This is a genomic window from Croceicoccus estronivorus (genome assembly GCF_001625325.1).
GTDB lineage: Bacteria > Pseudomonadota > Alphaproteobacteria > Sphingomonadales > Sphingomonadaceae > Caenibius > Caenibius estronivorus.
The window spans coordinates 39,415-56,841 of the sequence record NZ_JRQQ01000012.1 but is presented as its reverse complement, the minus strand read 5'-3'; the positions used below and the strand labels follow the sequence as shown (position 1 = coordinate 56,841).

The 17,427-nt window shown below is 59.6% G+C and carries 18 protein-coding genes; 15 read left to right on the top strand and 3 right to left on the bottom strand.

The annotated features are described in order from the left end of the window. Positions 1 to 47: 47 nt before the first annotated feature. Genes MB02_RS16020 through MB02_RS16010 form a run of 3 tightly spaced genes read right to left on the bottom strand, consistent with a single transcriptional unit; the run spans position 48 to position 2,889 of the window. Positions 48 to 851 carry a fumarylacetoacetate hydrolase family protein gene (locus MB02_RS16020; protein WP_067540144.1) on the bottom strand — a complete coding sequence of 268 codons (804 nt, stop codon included), beginning with the start codon at positions 849 to 851 and terminating at the stop codon, positions 48 to 50. Continuing rightward, positions 848 to 1,663, bottom strand: a complete 816-nt coding sequence (locus tag MB02_RS16015; protein WP_067540140.1) for an alpha/beta fold hydrolase — start codon at positions 1,661 to 1,663, stop codon at positions 848 to 850. The genes MB02_RS16020 and MB02_RS16015 overlap by 4 nt, the downstream gene beginning before the upstream one ends. Positions 1,664 to 1,674: 11 nt before the next feature. After that, a complete protein-coding gene (locus tag MB02_RS16010) occupies positions 1,675 to 2,889 on the bottom strand; it encodes an acyl-CoA dehydrogenase family protein (RefSeq protein WP_067540158.1) in 1,215 nt (404 codons plus the stop codon). 182 nt (positions 2,890 to 3,071) lie between these two features. On the opposite strand from MB02_RS16010, the gene MB02_RS16005 reads away from it, so the two are divergent. The 15 genes from MB02_RS16005 to MB02_RS15935 all read left to right on the top strand — a co-directional run bounded on the left by MB02_RS16005 (position 3,072) and on the right by MB02_RS15935 (position 17,420). Continuing rightward, entirely contained in the window at positions 3,072 to 3,839 is a 768-nt protein-coding gene (locus tag MB02_RS16005) for an SDR family oxidoreductase (RefSeq protein WP_067540136.1), read from the top strand. 4 nt (positions 3,840 to 3,843) lie between these two features. After that, positions 3,844 to 4,752: a VOC family protein gene (locus tag MB02_RS16000; RefSeq protein WP_067540133.1), complete on the top strand. Its 909-nt coding sequence runs from the start codon at positions 3,844 to 3,846 to the stop codon at positions 4,750 to 4,752. Between the two features lie 64 nt (positions 4,753 to 4,816). After that, positions 4,817 to 5,680 (top strand): CoA transferase subunit A, encoded by an 864-nt coding sequence (locus MB02_RS15995; RefSeq protein ID WP_235829549.1) that lies wholly within the window; start codon positions 4,817 to 4,819, stop codon positions 5,678 to 5,680. Then, positions 5,680 to 6,471: a CoA-transferase subunit beta gene (locus MB02_RS15990; protein ID WP_067540130.1), complete on the top strand. Its 792-nt coding sequence runs from the start codon at positions 5,680 to 5,682 to the stop codon at positions 6,469 to 6,471. Before MB02_RS15995 ends, MB02_RS15990 begins: the two co-directional genes overlap by 1 nt. Continuing rightward, a complete protein-coding gene (locus MB02_RS15985) occupies positions 6,468 to 6,899 on the top strand; it encodes a Zn-ribbon domain-containing OB-fold protein (protein ID WP_067540126.1) in 432 nt (143 codons plus the stop codon). Before MB02_RS15990 ends, MB02_RS15985 begins: the two co-directional genes overlap by 4 nt. Then, positions 6,896 to 8,077 (top strand): lipid-transfer protein, encoded by a 1,182-nt coding sequence (locus MB02_RS15980; RefSeq protein WP_067540123.1) that lies wholly within the window; start codon positions 6,896 to 6,898, stop codon positions 8,075 to 8,077. Before MB02_RS15985 ends, MB02_RS15980 begins: the two co-directional genes overlap by 4 nt. A 67-nt stretch (positions 8,078 to 8,144) precedes the next feature. Beyond that, positions 8,145 to 9,059 (top strand): enoyl-CoA hydratase, encoded by a 915-nt coding sequence (locus MB02_RS15975; protein ID WP_067540153.1) that lies wholly within the window; start codon positions 8,145 to 8,147, stop codon positions 9,057 to 9,059. Beyond that, positions 9,059 to 10,135, top strand: coding sequence for an NAD(P)H-dependent flavin oxidoreductase (locus MB02_RS15970; protein WP_067540119.1), 1,077 nt, complete (start codon positions 9,059 to 9,061; stop codon positions 10,133 to 10,135). The genes MB02_RS15975 and MB02_RS15970 overlap by 1 nt, the downstream gene beginning before the upstream one ends. 10 nt (positions 10,136 to 10,145) lie before the next feature. Then, a complete protein-coding gene (locus tag MB02_RS15965) occupies positions 10,146 to 10,895 on the top strand; it encodes an enoyl-CoA hydratase family protein (RefSeq protein WP_067540116.1) in 750 nt (249 codons plus the stop codon). Further along, positions 10,895 to 12,052, top strand: coding sequence for an acyl-CoA dehydrogenase (locus MB02_RS15960; RefSeq protein WP_067540113.1), 1,158 nt, complete (start codon positions 10,895 to 10,897; stop codon positions 12,050 to 12,052). The genes MB02_RS15965 and MB02_RS15960 overlap by 1 nt, the downstream gene beginning before the upstream one ends. Before the next feature lie 10 nt (positions 12,053 to 12,062). Continuing rightward, on the top strand, positions 12,063 to 13,094 hold the full coding sequence (locus tag MB02_RS15955) for an acyl-CoA dehydrogenase family protein (protein ID WP_067540109.1): 1,032 nt from the start codon (positions 12,063 to 12,065) through the stop codon (positions 13,092 to 13,094). Then, positions 13,087 to 14,238, top strand: a complete 1,152-nt coding sequence (locus MB02_RS15950) for an acetyl-CoA C-acetyltransferase (protein WP_067540106.1) — start codon at positions 13,087 to 13,089, stop codon at positions 14,236 to 14,238. Before MB02_RS15955 ends, MB02_RS15950 begins: the two co-directional genes overlap by 8 nt. Before the next feature lie 39 nt (positions 14,239 to 14,277). Further along, positions 14,278 to 15,186, top strand: a complete 909-nt coding sequence (locus MB02_RS15945) for an SDR family oxidoreductase (RefSeq protein WP_067540102.1) — start codon at positions 14,278 to 14,280, stop codon at positions 15,184 to 15,186. A 3-nt stretch (positions 15,187 to 15,189) separates the two neighbouring features. Then, the gene (locus MB02_RS15940) at positions 15,190 to 16,245 is read left to right on the top strand and encodes an acyl-CoA dehydrogenase family protein (protein WP_067540098.1); all 1,056 of its coding nucleotides are present in this window, start codon (positions 15,190 to 15,192) and stop codon (positions 16,243 to 16,245) included. Then, positions 16,242 to 17,420, top strand: a complete 1,179-nt coding sequence (locus MB02_RS15935; RefSeq protein WP_067540095.1) for an acyl-CoA dehydrogenase family protein — start codon at positions 16,242 to 16,244, stop codon at positions 17,418 to 17,420. Before MB02_RS15940 ends, MB02_RS15935 begins: the two co-directional genes overlap by 4 nt. The last annotated feature ends 7 nt before the right edge of the window (positions 17,421 to 17,427 follow it).

Below are 17,427 nucleotides of genomic sequence, written 5' to 3'. Positions count from 1 at the left end.
TTACCAGAACCAATTATCGCAGCCTTTATCCGTGCCATTGCCTGTCCTTACACAAAACGGGCGACGCAATTGCCGAGAGTGCGGCCGCCGTCGCCCGGATTTTTATCGCTCAAGATCATTTCGAAAGTATCGCCCTTCACGGCCGGAGCGAGGGGAACGAGCGAGCCTGACAGAATGATATCACCGGCATCGAGCGTCACTCCGTAGGCACCAAGCGTATTGGCCAGCCAGGCAACCGCCTGTGCCGGATCACCCTGGACTGCGTTGCCGTAGCCTTCGGAGAGTGGCTCGCCATTCTTCGTCACGGATACATGCAGGCCGGGCAGATCGAAATCGCGTGGATCGAGCCGTGCATCACCGACCACATATACTCCGCAGGAGGCGTTATCAGCCACGGTATCGACAATGCTGATCTTCCAGTCGGTGATGCGGCTGTCGACAATTTCAAAGCAGGGCGCGATGCTTTCCGTGGCGGCAACCACATCGGCGGCGGTCACGCCCGGACCATTGAGGCTGTCCTTGAGAATAAAGGCAATTTCCGCTTCCGCACGGGGTGCGATCAAGGCCTTGCTATCGACATCGATATCGCCTTCGACGAACATCCAGTCGGTCAGAAAGCCGAAATCGGGCTGATGCACACCGAGCATGTCCTGCACGGCTTTTGAAGTCACGCCGATTTTCTTGCCGATGACCTTCTCGCCATCCTTCGTCCGGCGGGAGAGGAAATCCAGGCTGATGCCGTAGGCGTCGTCGATCGTCAGCGTGGAATCACGCTCGATCAACGGGGCCACAGTGCGGCGGCCGCGCAGGGCATCGTAAAGTTCACGTCCGTATTGTTCAGCTTTGCTCATTGGAGAAAATCAATCGAATAGTGGTTGAACTCATCCGCCCGTTCGACCTGTACCCAGTGGCCGGTCCGGCCAAAGGTGATTGTGCGCACGTCCTGACATGCATCCAGAAACAGGCGGGTGTGGCTTTCAGGGCAGAACTCATCGTTCAATCCCCATAGCACAAAAATCGGCTGTGTGATTTCGTGCAACCGTGGCCCCAGATTGGGCGTTTTCATCCTGACGATGACGTCTTTCGGCTGAGTGCGGGCGACGGCGAAGCGTTCGGCAACCAGCTGCTCCGACACCAGCCCGGCAGAATCCGGGTGCATCAGGTTTGCAATCAATCTGCGCTGTTCGTCGATATTGAAGTCGGGGCCGCCGAACCCTGAACGCATCTTGGCGATTCCAGGCAGGGTGAAGTAGCTTTCCTGTTCCGCCACGCAGCCGGGAGCCATCAGGATCAGTTTTTCGGAAAATTCCGGATGGTCGAGCGTCATCTGCAGGGCGATGGCACCCCCCAGCGAGTTGCCGACCAGCGAAGCCTTTTCAATCCGATGTTGTTGTAGCGCGTCGTACAGCGTGTCTGTGAACAGCTGCAGCGTGTAATCGATGCCTTCAGGCTTCGACGACCCGCCGTAACCTATGAGGTCGGGCAGGATCACGCGGAAACCGGCTGCAACGAATGCATCGACATTGAGCCGGAAATTCGAGGCGCCGGATGCCCCCGGGCCACTGCCGTGGATGAATACCACGGCAGGGCCGGAGCCAGCCTCTTTCAGATGGATGTCATATCCGCCGGCAACCTTGTAGATTGCCTCTCTGAAGTCGGCCATTTTTGCGTTCCTTAGAGGAAGGTGAAGCTAGGATCGTTGCCCAGAATTCCCCCGACAAGGTCGGCAGTACGATTGTTGGGATCGTTTGCAACGTGGGCGCGGCCGGCGTTGAGATCCAGCCAGGGCTGGATGATATCGCTCGACATGTAGATCGCCCGTCCGCCGAGAAGCTGGACCATTCCGTCAACCATTTCGGCCAGGCGGCGTACCACGGAAGCCGAGTTGTAGGCATACAGAGTGCGCTTCTCCATCGGAATGGGCTCGCCGCGCTCGGCATAACCCATAAGATCGTCGAAAGTCAGCCGAAGCGTATTTTCCATCTCGATCATCTGCGCATGGGCCTTGGCGATGGCTGCATGGAGGAACGGATCCGCCTTGGAAGCCTTGCCGGTATTGGTCGATATGCGGCTCTGCATGATGTCGATTGCCGCGTTCACAGCAGCCCGAGCGCCACCGAAAGCCGCCGTGGAGACCGAGCGGGTAAATACCTGCGCCCAGGGGAGTGTATAAAGCGGGCCGTCGTTTTCTTTCTGGCCAGGATTGTTGCACAGGAAACCGTCCACCGCGCGGTGCGTGCGATATTCCGGAACGAACACATCCTCCACGATCACATCGTGGCTGCCGGTGCCCTGAAGGCCGAATACGTGCCAAGCGTCACGGTCGATGGTGTAGTCGCTGCGCGGCAGGAGAAAGGCGCGCATATCGGGCGGATCGCCTTCGTTCTTCGGGGGGACCATTGCGCCCAGGATTACCCACTGACAGTGAATGGATCCGGTCGAAAAACCCCAGCGTCCCGACAGACGGAAGCCGCCATCGACATGAGTGACCTTGCCGACAGGCTGATAGCTGGACGAGACGAGAGTGGAGGTATCCTCACCCCAGACTTCCTGCTGCGCTTCGTTATGGAACAGAGCGAGTTCGTAAGGGTGGCAACCGACCACGCCATACATCCAGCCCGTGGACATGCAGCCTTCAGCGAGAGTCTTCTGCACATCGAAGAAGACGTTCGGGTGCATTTCAAAGCCACCCCATCGCTTCGGCTGGAGGATTCGGAAGAAGCCAGCCTTCTGAAAATCAGCGATAGTTTCGGTGGGAACATCCCTGTCGGCGACGCATTTGCGTGCGCGCTCCTTGAGTACGGGAACCATTGCGCGGGCTCGCGCAACCATTTCCTCGTGCGTCGGGATGGATTCGGGGGCGGTGGTTGACGGCACGGCGCTAGCCATCTTAGCGTTCTCTCCCTTAAATTCGAATCGGAATGGCTTGTTATCGAAGCATTCGTAATTTTTCCTGCCATGCGATACGCAAATCGTCAATTGAAAAGCATCATGGCTTTGGATATGGGCATTTCGAATCTGCTTGTTCAGTGTCATTCTGTTCTAATTGTACAAAGTTGGGAGAGTAGCTTTTGTCGGGCAAGTTTGCCGTCGATCTGACTGGATGCGTGGCTATCGTCACAGGGGGTACGCGCGGGCTGGGCCGCATCGTTGCCGCAACCATGGCCGGGGCCGGCTGCAAGGTGGCCGTCTGCGGGCGTAACGAGCCTGAGGACCTGCCTGAAGGTGTCAGCTTCCATGCTGCTGACATTCGCGATCCCGATCAGGCCAAGGCTTTCGTCGATGCTGTGGTTGAACAGCATGGCAGGCTCGACTTCCTGATTAACAATGCGGGTGGTTCGCCGCCGGCGGATGCTGCGACGGCAAGCCCGCGGTTCTTTGATTCCATTCTCAAGCTGAACCTGCATTCCGCCATGTATATGGCGCAGGCGGCCTATCCCACCATGAAGGCGGCCGGCACGGGAAGCATTGTCAATGTCGCCAGTGTATCGGCCATTCGCCCATCGCCCGGCACTGCCGCTTATGGCGCCGCGAAGGCCGGTTTGCTTAACCTGACGCAGAGTTTGGCGCAGGAATGGGGCCCCGACAATATCCGGGTCAATGCGATCATTCTTGGCTTGATGACGACTGAAACGGCCGAGGCGACCTATGGCGACGCCGAAGCGCAGGCCGCTGTCGGGCGTTCCATCCCGCTTCAGCGGATGGGAATGGGCGAGGATCTGGCTGGTGCCGTGTTGTGGTTGTGCTCTGACATGGCGAGCTGGGTCAGCGGGTCGCGCATGAATGTCGATGGCGGGGGTGAGCGCCCCTATTTCCTGGATCTGGTAAAAGGAGGCTAGGCTCATGACTGTAAAAGCGCTTGGCTATGTAATCGTTACGACCGAGAAGATGGCGGAATGGGACAGCTATCTGGCCGATGTGGTCGGAGTTATGCGTGGTGAGGGAGCTCCGGAGGGAACCGCCTTCTATCGTATCGATGACCGTCCGTTCCGTTTCTGGGTGCGTCCGGGAAATGAAGAGCGTCTTGCTGCGGCAGGATACGAAGTCGAGGATGCTGCCGCTCTCGATGCGTTGAAAGCGGCCATTTCCGCCGCTGGTCGGCCGGTTGAGGACGGGACTGCCGAAGAAGCGAAGGCGCGCGGCGTTGCAGCTTTTTTCAGGACCAGTGATCCGGATGGCAATGGCCTGGAATTCTTCCACGGCGACACGCGCGACAATGTCGCATTCGTTTCCCCTGCCGGGGTGAGCGGCTTTGTCACCGGCGATATGGGAATGGGGCATGCGGTTTTCGCGGCTCCCAGTTTCGAAGCGACCCATGCCTTTTACAGGGACGTGGTCGGTTTCCATGATACGGACATTCCGCGCTTCCAGTTGACCGGGGCGGAAGACGATCCGGGGATGGGTTTCGCTTTCATGCATGCGGAAAACGGTCGCCATCACTCGATTGCGATCGGGGAAATGCCCATTCCGCCTTCGGGATGTGTGCACCTGATGCTTGAGATGAAGACGATTTCGGATGTGGGCAAGTGCCATGATCGCATGCGCGCGGCCAAGGTTCCGGAAAGCGCTTCGATCGGGCGGCATGTCAATGACCAGACCTTCGGCTTCTACATGCAGACGCCGAGTGGGTTCGATTTGGAGATCGGTTGCGATCCGCTGGTGATCGACCCAGAGTCGTGGGAACCCACCGCTCATCTGGTACCGAGCGAGTGGGGGCATGTCTGGGCGTGGCAGAAGGCCATGGAAGACTGAAAATACGACACTAGTAGTATTGATCGTGTCGTCTGAAGAAGGTTGAGCAATGTTGGATAAGCGGATGAGTGCGGCGGATGCCGTCGCACAAATAAAGGATGGGATGACCATCGGTATTGGCGGCTGGGGGCCGCGTCGCAAGCCCATGGGGCTGGTACGCGAGCTGCTGCGTTCTGACGTCAAGGATTTGACTGTCGTTGCATATGGCGGCGCGGATGTCGGCATGCTGTGTGCTGCCGGCAAAGTGAAGAAGCTGATCTTCGCGTTCGTTTCGCTTGACGCGATCCCGCTCGAACCCTGGTTCCGCAAGGCGCGCCAGGCGGGTGAGATCGAAGTGCTCGAACTGGACGAAGGTATGTTCCAGTGGGGCCTGAAGGCGGCGGCACTCGGCCTTCCGTTCCTGCCGACCCGGGTCGGTCTGGGTACTGACCTCGCCGAACTGGGCGGGCTCAAAACTGTCCAGTCACCGTATGACGATGGCGAGACGCTGATCGCCATGCCCGCGCTCAAACTGGACGTGGCGCTGATCCACGCCAATCGCAGCGATTGGCGTGGCAATGTCCACCTGTTCGGGCCGGACACCTATTACGACGACTGGTTCGCCAAGGCTGCGGCAAAGACTTTCGTATCTTGTGAAGAACTGGTCGATCGCATGGAAGACCATTATCCCGGCGAAGCGCACGCCAACATATTCGAGCGCTGCTTCGTGAGCGGTGTGGTGCATATGCCCTATGGCGCGCATCCGAGTTCGATGCCGCCTTCCTATGGCTGGGACATGAAGGCGTTCAAGGCCTACGCCGCTGCGGCGAAGGATCCGGGCGACTGGGCCGCTGTGGCCGACCGTTTCGTCGGTTCGAGCGAAGAAGCATATCTTGAAAGCATTGGCGGAAAGGAGGCGGTAGCGGCTCTCCCGTTGCCGATATTCTGATGAGTGAAGTAACCCTGACAGAACTGTGCATCTTTGCGTGCTCGGAAGCCTTCCGCAACAATGGTGAGATCGTGGCGACTGGCGTTGGCCCCGTGCCACGTCTGGGCGCGAGCCTTGCCAAGCTGACTCACACGCCGGAACTGATGATGACCGACGGCGAAGCCTATCTGGTCGAACAGCCGGTGCCGATCGGCCCGCGTGGTTACGACGACCGGAAGCCGGCAGGCTACCTGCCATTCTCGCGCTTCTTCGACAGTGCGGTGTGGACAGGACGCCGTCATGCAATGGTGACACCGACCCAGCTCGACCGTTTCGGCCAGATCAACCTGTCCTACATGGGCGGCACATATCAGCAGCCGAAGACCCAGATGCTGGGCGTGCGCGGTTTCCCGGGCAACACCATTTATCATACCAACTCCTTTTTCTTCCCCGCACACTCTCCGCGGGTGTTTGTGGAAGGCGAAGTCGATATGATTTCGGGTGTCGGATACAATCCGGCGAAGCGTGTGGCTGGCGGCAATTATTCGGGCGTCGACCTGCGCGTGATTGTCACCAACCTGTGCGTCATGGACTTTGGCGGCAAGGACAATGCGATCCGTGTCGTCTCCCTTCATCCCGGCGTGACTTTCGAGGAAGTGGAAGAAGCGACCGGCTTCCCGCTGGAGAAGGGTGATCTGGTCGAAACGCCCATGCCGACGGCAGAAGCGCTTGAGATCATTGCCCAGCTTGATCCGCACAATATCCGTGCAAGCGTGATCAAGGATAACCCGCCGGCCAAGAGGACTGCATGACCCAAGCAGCGAAGCCCGTCATCGAGGGATTCTTCACGACCGGCGACAAGCCTGCCTTGCTAGGCTCGCGCTGTGTCAAATGCGGCACGTTCTACTTTCCTTCAGTGGAAGGTTTCTGCCGTAACCCGGACTGCGACTGTTCGCAGTTTGAAAGTGTGGAACTGTCGCGGACGGGCAAGCTGTGGTCATTTACCAATGCTTGTTACAAGCCGCCGGAGCCGTATGTCGCGCAAGAGCCGTTCGAGCCTTACGCGATTGCGGCTGTTGAACTCGAAAAAGAGAAAATGATTGTCCTCGGCCAGGTGGCCGAGGGCATCGGCGTCGAACAGCTCAAGGCCGGACTGGCGATGGAGCTTGTTCTTGAGACGATCCCCGATGCCGTGGAAGCGGAAGGGAAGCTCGTTTGGAAGTGGAAGCCTGTGGCATGACACAAGAGATCGCAATCATCGGCGCAGGTATGCACCCGTGGGGAAAATGGGGCCGCAAGTTCGTGGACTACGGCGTCGAAGCCGCGCGCGAAGCTTTGGCCGATGCCGGTATTTCCTGGCGCGATGTGCAATTCGTATCGGGCGCGGCGACAATGCGCTGCGGGTATCCCGGTTATGTCGCTGGTGCGACTTTCGCGCAGGCGCTCGGTTGGCAGGGTGCGGAAGTCAACACCAGCTATGCGGCGTGCGCTTCCGGTTCGCAGGCACTTGCCGCCGCTCGGGCCAAGATTTTGTCCGGCCAGGCGGAAGTCGCGTTGGTGATCGGTGCAGATACGACGCCAAAGGGTTTCCTCGCGCCGGCGAAGGGCGAGCGGCCGGATGACCCCGATTGGGTCCGTTTCAGGGTCGGTATCACCAATCCCACTTATTTCGCTCTCTATGCGCGCCGTCGCATGGAAGTGTATGGCGATACGCAGGATGATTTCGCGCAAGTGAAAGTGAAGAATGCCGAGCACGGCTTCTCCAATCCGAAAGCGCGTTATCGCAAGAAATTCACGATGGAAGATGTCGCCGCTTCGGCCATGGTGGCCGATCCTTTGCGGCTGATGGATATCTGCGCAACCTCTGACGGTGGCGCTGCGTTGATTGTCTGCAGCCTCGATTACGCGCGCAAGATCGGCAAGGCGAGTGCTCCGCGGGTTGCTGCGATCTCGACGGTTACACCGACCTTTGCCTCCGCGGTCATCGAAATGCCCGATCTTGCTACGGATAGCGCTGTGGCGATGGAAGCACATAGCTTCCGCGCGGCTCTGCCACGCAAGGCATATGAAGAGGCCGGTATCGGACCGGAGGACGTTTCCGTGGCCGAAGTGTACGACTTGTCCACCGCGCTCGAACTGGATTGGGTGGAAGATCTGCAACTTTGCCCGCGTGGCGAAGCCGCTGCGTTGGTGCGGGAGGGCGCGACGCGCATTGGCGGGCGTATTCCGGTCAATCCTTCAGGCGGCTTGGCCTGCTTTGGCGAAGCCGTGCCGGCTCAGGCGATTGCACAGGTCTGCGAACTGACCTGGCAGCTTCGCGGCCAGAGTGGATCGCGGCAGGTCCAGGGTGCGAAGGTTGGCATCACCGCGAACCAAGGCCTGTTCGGGCACGGGTCTTCGGTGATTGTGAAGGCGTGATCATGCGCATGTGCGCGATGATCACGGCCGTGGCGGATTCGGAACTACGCGCGGCCAGGAGGAATTGATGAATGAACTCGACCGCTTGGTGGATCCCCCCCAGGCTGAAATTGTTTACGAAACTGACGAGCCTGTCCGCTACGAGGTAGTCGGGCCGGTTGCGCACATCATTCTGAATCGACCGAAATACAATAACGCCCAGAACAGTCAGATGACCTATGCTCTGGATGCGGCCTTTCGCCGGGCGGTGGACGATGACGATGTTCGCGCCATCGTCCTGCGTGGCGAAGGCAAGCATTTTTCCGCGGGGCATGACATCGGCACTCCCGGCCGGGATATTACCGCCAGCTGGGATCGTCAGGCGCTGGTGCCTGATCACACCAACAAGCCCGGTGTGGAATTTCTCTACACGCGTGAGCATGAGGTTTATCTCAACATGTGCCGGCGTTGGCGCGATGTTCCCAAGCCGACGATTGCGGCGGTGCAGGGCGCGTGCGTTGCTGGCGGCCTGATGCTGGCCTGGGTGTGCGACATCATCGTGGCGACCGACGATGCCTTTTTTCAGGACCCCGTAAATCGGATGGGTATTCCTGGCGTTGAATACTTTGCGCATGGTTTTGAACTTCCACCGCGCATCGCCAAGGAGTTCATCCTGTTGGGTGAGCGGCTCCCGGCGGAGCGGGCATACAATTTCGGCATGGTAAACCGTCTGAGCACCCGCGAAAACCTGTTGGATGATGTCCAGAAGCTGGGTGAGGACTTGGCGAGCCGTCCGCGTCTGGGCAATTGGCTGACCAAGCAGGCGCTTAACCACGTCGAGGAACTTCGCGGCAAGCGCAGCGCCACCGACGCTCACTTCCACATGCACCACTTCGCTCATGCGCAAAGCGACCTCCTGTCATCGAACAGTCTGGGCGGGATGGATGCGAAGGCGATGGCTTCAGCGAACAAGGCCGCAGCGGCCAAGACGGATAAAAAATAATGAGTAATGCATTGAACACAATCATGGTCGAGCGGCTGGGTTGCCGGGTGCCGATCATTCAGACGGCGATGGGCTGGGTCGCGGAACCCAGCCTTGTCATCGGATCTTCCAATGCCGGGGCATTCGGTTTCCTCGGGGCTGCGGTGATGACGCCCGACGAAGCGCGTGAGAAGTTGTTGCAGGTGCGGCGGGGGACGGACCGGCCATTCGGTGTGAACTTCCACTCGTTTCAGCCAGGTGCAGACAAGATCGTCGACCTGATTATCGAGAACAAGGATCAGGTTCGCGCGGTCAGTTTCGGGCGTGGACCGAATGCGAAGATGATCGGTCGCTTCAAGGATGCAGGCATTCTCTGCGTCCCCACTGTCGGTGCGGTCAAACACGCGCGCAAGATGGTCGAACTGGGCGTGGACATGGTCAGCGTGCAGGGCGGGGAAGGCGGTGGTCATACCGGTTCCGTGCCGACAACAGTCCTGCTGCCACAGGTTCTCGATGCAGTGGACGTGCCGGTAATCGCCAGTGGCGGCTTTGCCGACGGGCGCGGCCTTGTCGCTGCGCTGGCATATGGCGCGGTCGGCATCGCGATGGGTACGCGTTTCCTGCTCACTCAGGAGAGCCCGGTTCCCGATACGACCAAGGCAGAATATCTGAAGGCGTCGACGGATGGGATCGTGTTGACCACGAAGCTCGATGGTATCCCGCAGCGCATGGTTCGTTCGCCTTTGATGGATCGGATTGAAAAGTCCGGCAAACTCGGCATGTGGGCGCGGGCTATCGAAGCCAGCATGAGCATGAAGAAGCAGACGGGTGCGTCATGGTTCGACATGCTCAAGTCTGCTCGCGGAATGACGTCTCATGGCGCCATGCCGCTCAAGCAGGCGATGATGGCCGCGACCATGCCGATGTTGATCCAGAAGGCCGTTGTCGACGGCGATATCGAAAATGGTGTCATGGCCACCGGTGTGGTGGGCGGACGCATAAACGAAATACCCACCTGCCAGGAATTGATCGATCGTATCGTAGCCGAAGCGCAGGGACGCTTAGAGGCACTGTGCGCGTCGCACGCCGGAGCCTGAGGAGACTGAAATGCCGATTACCACAACCATCAAGGACCGGATCGCAGAGATCGTTTTCGATACACCGCCGGTCAATGCGTTCGACAGCGAAACCTGGATGTCGCTTCCCACCATTATCACGGAAGCGGCGCGTAATCCCGAGGTCAATTGCGTCCTCATCCGGGCCGAAGGGCGGGGCTTCTGCGGTGGTGTCGACATCAAGGAAATGCAGGCTCACCCAGAGCGGATCACTATTCTGAACCGCGGCAATTATCTGACTTTCAAGGCAATTCATGAAGCCGAAGTCCCGGTGGTTTCGGCAGTGCACAAATTCGTGATAGGCGGCGGCATCGGGATCTGCGGTGCATCCGATACCGTTATCGCGGCCGATGATGCCTATTTCTCGCTGCCCGAAGTGGATCGTGGCGCCATGGGTGGCGCCAGCCACATGTCCCGCATGCTGCCGCTGCACAAGGTACGGGCGGCCTTCTTTACCGGCGGGAACATTCCGGCCCAGGAAGCCTATCGTCTGGGCGCGGTTGAAAAGGTTGTGCCGCGGGCGGACCTGGAAACCGAAGCACGGGCATTTTGTGAAGTCATCGCTTCCAAATCGCGCAAGGCACTGGTGATCGCCAAGGAAGCGCTGAATGGTCTGGAAGCACGCGATGTCGATCGTGGCTACCGCTGGGAACAGGGCTTCACGCTCGAAATGTACATGCATGAGGATAGCCAGAAGGCGCGCGATGCCTTTGTTGAAACCGGCAAGGCGGCAAAGTTCTGATGGACCTGACGTATACTCCCGAGCAGCAGGCGTTCCGTGCTGAAGTGCGGGCATGGCTGGATGTGCACGTTCCTTCCGAGCCGCTGGAACATTTTGATGCCACTCGCGAAGGCTTCGAAGCGCACCGCGAGTGGGAAAAGACCCTGAAATCGGGCGACTGGGGCATGGTCACCTGGCCGAAGGAATATGGCGGCCGTGGCGTAGACCTGATCCAGTGGCTCATCTTCGAGGAAGAATACTACCGGGCAGGTGCGCCGGGGCGCGTCAATCAGAACGGTATTTTCCTTCTCGGTCCGACGCTGATGGAATTCGGAACGCATGAACAGAAGGTTCGCTTTCTGCCGAAGATGGCCTCAGGCGAGGAAATCTGGGCGCAGGCATGGTCTGAACCAATGGCCGGAAGCGATCTTGCCGGGGTTCGTTCGACGGCCGTACTCGATGGCGACGAATATGTGCTGAACGGTCACAAGATCTGGTCGAGCCGCGCGGTCTTTGCTGACTGGGCGTTTGGCCTTTTTCGCGCGCCTGGCAGCGAACGGCACCAGGGTATGAGCCTGATCTTCTTTCCGCTGGATGCGCCGGGTGTAACGGTCAATGCGATCAAGAAGATCAACGGGCATGTCGGGTTTGCCGAAATCTTTCTGGAAGATGTCCGGGTTCCGGCGTTCAACCGCCTCGGTGACGAGGGGCAGGGGTGGCACATCTGCATGGCGACCGCTGGTTTCGAACGTGGGCTCATGCTCCGTTCACCGGCCCGTTACCAGGTGGCTGCGTCCAAGCTTGCCGATCTGTGGGAACAGCACAAGGATGCTGCGGATCCGGCGCTGGAGGCGGAGGTCGTCCGTGCTTTCATGAATGCGGAAGCCTATGCATTGAATATCTATCAGACGGCGTCCCGCCTGATGGCTGGTGCGAAGATCGGGCCGGAAGCCTCGACGAACAAGATCTTCTGGTCGGAGCTGGATATCCACCTGATGGAAACCGCGCTCGCAATTCTGGGCCCCAAAGCCGAACTGACGCAGGAAGCGCCAGACGCATATCCATACGACTGGATCGACGACTACATCTTCGCATTGGCCGGGCCGATTTACGCCGGTTCAAACGAGATCCAGCGCAACATCATTGCCGAGCGTATGCTTGGCCTGCCGCGCAAGTAGGAGGGGCACGATGGATTTTACCCTCAATGACGAACAGCGGATGTTCGCTGAAACAGCGCAGACCCTGTTTGCTGACACTTGCACGCCTGATCATTGGCGCAAGCAAATGGAAACGGGCGAAGCGCGTGATGATGCACGTTGGCAGGCGATCGTGGAGACCGGCTTTACCCTGCTGCTGCTGCCTGAAGCAGTCGGCGGGCTGGGGCTGACCGAACTCGATTTCGCGTTGATCGCCGAACAGGCGGGCTATGTCGCCTTGCCGGAGCCGTTGGTTGAAAGTGCCGGCGTTGCGGCGCCGATGCTGGCCAGCCTTGCGCCGGACCATGAAGCTCTGAGCGACCCGTCCGCGACGATTGCGATACAGCATCCGTCCAATCCCTTCGTGCTTGATGCGGATCTTGCCGCAGCGATCCTTCTGCACAAGGATGGTGAGGCCTATCTTGCAACGCCGGATCAGGTTACTCTGACCCGGGAGCAGAGCATCGATCCATTCCGTAGGCTGTTTCGCGTGGATTGGGATCCTGCCAAAGCGACTGCGTTGGGTAAGGTGGACTGGGATCTTGCGCTGGACCGTGCGGCCCTGTTCTGCGCGGCGCAGGGGCTGGGTCTGGCTCAGCGTGCCGTGGATATGGCGGTGTCCTATGCGCAGGAACGGCAGCAGTTCGGCAAAGCGATCGGCACTTATCAGGCGGTGAAGCACCATCTGGCCTCGGCACAGGTCGCCATCGAATTTGCCCGTCCGGTCGTCGTGGCCGCAGCGGCCGACATCGGAAATTGCGATGTGCAGGCCCGCGCCCGTGTCAGCCATGCAAAGCTGGTTGCGCTCGAAGCGGCGGAAAAGGCTGCCCGCGCGTCTATCCAGGTGCATGGCGCTATGGGTTACAGCTGGGAAGTGGATGTCCACCTGTTCCTCAAGCGCGCGCTTGCCCTGACTCAGAACTGGGGCACTCCGAATTTTCATCGCAGCCGCATTGCAACGCGGATGTTCACTCAGCCCACCGGTCCCGATCAGACTTTTGCCCGTGAGACAGAAAATGCCTGAAGCCTATATTATCGACGCCGTCCGCAGCCCGATCGGGCGCAAGAAGGGCAGCCTGGCCCATATTCACCCTGCGGATCTCGGGGCCCATCCGATCCGTGAACTGGTGAAGCGCACCGGTATCGACGCCTCTTTGGTCGACGATGTTGTCTGGGGTTGTACCGATACAATCGGCGGTCAGGCGGGTGATATCGGCCGTACGGCGTGGCTGGTAGCTGGAATGCCGGAAGAAGTCCCCGGTGTCACCATCGATCGGCAATGCGGCAGCTCGCAACAGGCAGTTCATTTCGCGGCCCAGGGCGTGATGAGCGGAACGCAGGATATTGTCGTTGCAGGCGGCAGCCAGGCGATGAATGTCATTCCGATTTCGGCTGCAATGGCCGTTGGGACGCAGTTTGGTTTCAACACGCCGTTTGACAGTTCGCCGGGGTGGATCGCCCGGTACGGAGACGAGGAAGTCAACCAGATCAAATCTGCGGAAATGATCGCCAACAAGTGGAATATCAGCCGCGAGGCAATGGAAGAGTTCGCGCTCGCCTCGCATCAACGTGCGCAGGCGGCATGGGATGCCGGCTGGTTCGATGCGGAAGTGGCGCCGCTTGAAGGCCTGGAACGTGACGAAACCATTCGCCCGACCACTTCTCTTGAAGGGCTGGCCGGGCTCAGGCCGGTTAATGAGGGCGGGATCGTCACCGCCGGTATCGCCAGCCAGAATTGCGATGCCGCTGCTGCGCTTCTGGTGGCTGGTGAGAAGGCGGTGAAGGAATACGGTCTGAAACCCCGTGCCCGCATTCATCACCTTTCCGTGCGCGCCGCCAACCCGGTGTGGATGCTGACCGGCCCGATTCCGGCAACGCAATATGCGTTGAAGAAGGCGGGTATGACGGTCGACGATATCGACCTGTTTGAATGCAACGAGGCTTTCGCATCAGTACCGATGGCCTGGATGCAGGAACTGGGCATTCCGCATGAGAAAGTGAATGTGCAGGGCGGGGGGATTGCGCTTGGCCACCCGATTGGCGCCACGGGTGCCCGTCTGATGACGACCTTGCTCAATGCGCTGGAACGTACAGGCGGCCGTTACGGCCTGCAGACGATGTGCGAAGGCGGCGGTCAGGCCAACGTGACGATTATCGAACGGCTTTGAAGCCGCGGATCAGGACAAGAGAAAGAAGGGTAGCCTAAAATGGCGGGAATTTGCGAAGGACGCGTGGCAATCGTTACCGGGGCCGGCAACGGTCTGGGCAAGGCCTATGCGCTGGGACTGGCGGCTGAGGGCTGCAAGGTCGTCGTTAACGATCTTGGCGTCGGTACGCACGGTGAAGCGGGTGAAACCAAAGGCGCGGCGGAACAGGTCGTCGATCAGATCCGTGCGATGGGTGGCGAAGCCGTTGCCAACACCGACGATGTCGCGGACTGGGATGCGGGCAAGCGCATGGTCGAAGCGGCACTGGACAATTTCGGCGCGCTGCATGCCGTGGTCAACAACGCCGGCTTTGTGCGGGACCGCATGTTCTTCACCTGCTCGCCCGAAGAATGGGATGCGGTTATTCGCGTCCATTTGCGCGGTCATTTCTGCACCAGCCGTCATGCCGCCGAATACTGGCGTAGTGAATCGAAGGCGGGTCGTCCGGTCAACGCACGTATCATCAACACCACGAGCGGTGCGGGCCTGCAGGGCTCCATTGGGCAGTCGGCCTACTCCACGGCTAAGGGCGGGATTGCTTCGTTGACACTGGTGCAGGCGGCGGAGATGGCACGCCTCGGCGTGACGGCGAATGCGCTTGCCCCGAATGCCCGGACCCGGATGACCAACACGGGTGCTTTCGACATGGATGTGAAAGAAGGTGAGTTCGACGTCTTCGCTCCTGAGAACATGGCGCCGCTGGTGGCCTATCTCGTGTCGGAACAGTCGGATGGCGTGACCGGGCAGGTATTCGAGCTGAAGGGTGGCGAAATCTTCCTGTCGCAAGGCTGGAGCGACAGCCCGTCATACGACAAGGGCGCGCGCTTCGAAGCGGGTGAACTGGACCCGATCGTTCGCAAGCTGCTGGAACAGCGGGAACCGGCCAAGCCGGTTTACGGAGCCGGCTAAGCCATGGAATTCGCCTTCACCGACGAACAGGGTATGATTGCGGAGACGGTGCAAGCCTTCTTCCGTGAAAACGCCACCAGTGAGAAGACCCGTGCCGCCATGGAAGGCGACGGGGTTGATCGTGAGCTATGGACTTCGTTCTGCACCGAACTCGGGCTGGCCGGGATCGGCCTGCCTGAGGAATTTGGCGGAGCGGGGCTTGGCATGGTGGAATTCGCCATCGTTGCCGAAGCGGCCGGTGCTCAGGTCGCCGCATTGCCTTTGCTGGGGCTGGCGACTGCCGCGCAAGCGATTGCCGCGGGCGGGAGCGATGCGCAGAAGGCGGAATGGCTACCCAAACTGGTGAGCGGTGAGGCGATTGCGGCTGCCCAGGGTATTCACACTCTGGACGTAGCTGGCAATGTATTGTCCGGTGATGTCAAATATGTCCCGCATGGGGCGGTCGCTGACGTGTTCGTATTTATCCGCAAGGATGGCGCATGGCTTGTCCGTCGGGACATGCCAGGTGTTTCAGTTGCCGGTCATACCACGATGGACCAGACGCGTCCGCTGGCGACAGTAAGCCTGGTGAATGTGGAGGCTGAGCCTCTTGCCGACGCGCAAGCTGCTCGTGATGCGCTTCATGCTGGTGGCTGGATATGTCTCGCGGCAGAGGCTCTGGGAGGCGCGCAGGAAGCGTTGGATCGTACGGTTGCCTACTCGAAGGAGCGTGTGCAGTTCGGACGCCTTATCGGCTCGTTCCAGGCTTACAAGCATCGTCTGGCGGACATGATGATCGACATCGAGCAGGCTCGCTCGGCGGTTTACTGGGCGGCTTGCGCAGTGGACGAAGCGTCGGATGAGGCACCTCTCGCGCTCCATGCGGCGAAGAGTTTCTGCGGTGACACTTATTTCATGTGCGCCGGCAATATGATCCAGCTCCACGGCGGCATCGGTTTCACTTGGGAGCACGATGCGCATCTGTTCTTCAAGCGGGCACGTTCGATCCTGACAATGCTGGGCAACGGGGATTGGCATCGTGAACAGATTGCCGGACTGGTCGTAGGAGAAGCGGCATGAAGCTGGGCTTTTCGCAAGCGGAAGAGGACTTCCGCACCGAATGCGCAGACTGGCTCCAAGGCCAGATGGCTGGCGAATTCGCTGACATCAAAGGCATTCCGGGCCTTAACGACGAGATTGAGCGCCGCAAGGAATGGGAACAGCAGCTTGCTGCCCATAAGTGGTCGTGCATCGGCTGGCCCGAGGAGTGGGGCGGTCGAAATGCGACGCTGGGTCAGCAGGTTATCTTTGCGGAGGAATATGCACGGGCCGGCGCGCCGGGGCGTGTGAACCACATCGGTGTCGAACTCGCAGGGCCGACCATCCTTGCTTTTGGGACCGAAGAACAGAAAGCCAGGTTCCTGCCGGGTATTGCCGGAGGGACACAGATCTGGTGCCAGGGTTATTCGGAGCCGAATGCCGGTTCTGACCTTGCCAATGTTCGCACCAAGGCGCGGCTCGATGGCGACGAATGGGTGGTCAATGGCCAGAAGGTCTGGACTAGCCTTGCGCATTATTCCGACTGGATCTTCGTCGTGGCGCGGAGCGAGGAAGGATCGAAGGGGCCGAAGGGCATTACCTTCCTGATGATGGATATGCACACGCCGGGAATAGAGGTCCGCCCGATCCGGCAGATTAACGGCGATGCCGAATTTAACGAGACGTTCTTCGAAGATGCCCGTTGCCCGGCAGACAGCCTGATTGGGACACCCGGCGATGGCTGGCGTGTTGCGATGGGCCTGCTGGCTTTCGAACGCGGCGTTTCGACGCTTGGTCAGCAGATGGGCTTCCGCAACGAGCTGGATGCGATCGTCGAGGCGGCCAGAGCCAATGGGCTGGCGAACGATCCGCTGGTCCGGCAGCGCATTGCCAAGGCGGAAATCGGCTTGCGTCTGATGCGTTACGGCGCCTTGCGCATGCTTTCGAATACCGATCCTTCACAGATCGATGGTGCGGCTCTCACGTACAAGATCCAGTGGGCTTCCTGGCGCCGCGATCTTGGTGAACTGGCCATGGATGTGCTTGGCCAAGAGGGTGAGATTACCGAAGGTGAAGATTACGAATGGAGCATGTTGCCAAACATGTTCCTGTTCAGCCGCTCGGACACCATTTATGGCGGCACCAATCAAATCCAACGCAATATCATCGCGGAACGCGGACTGGGCCTGCCCCGGGAGCCGCGAGGCGACCGATGATCAAGCT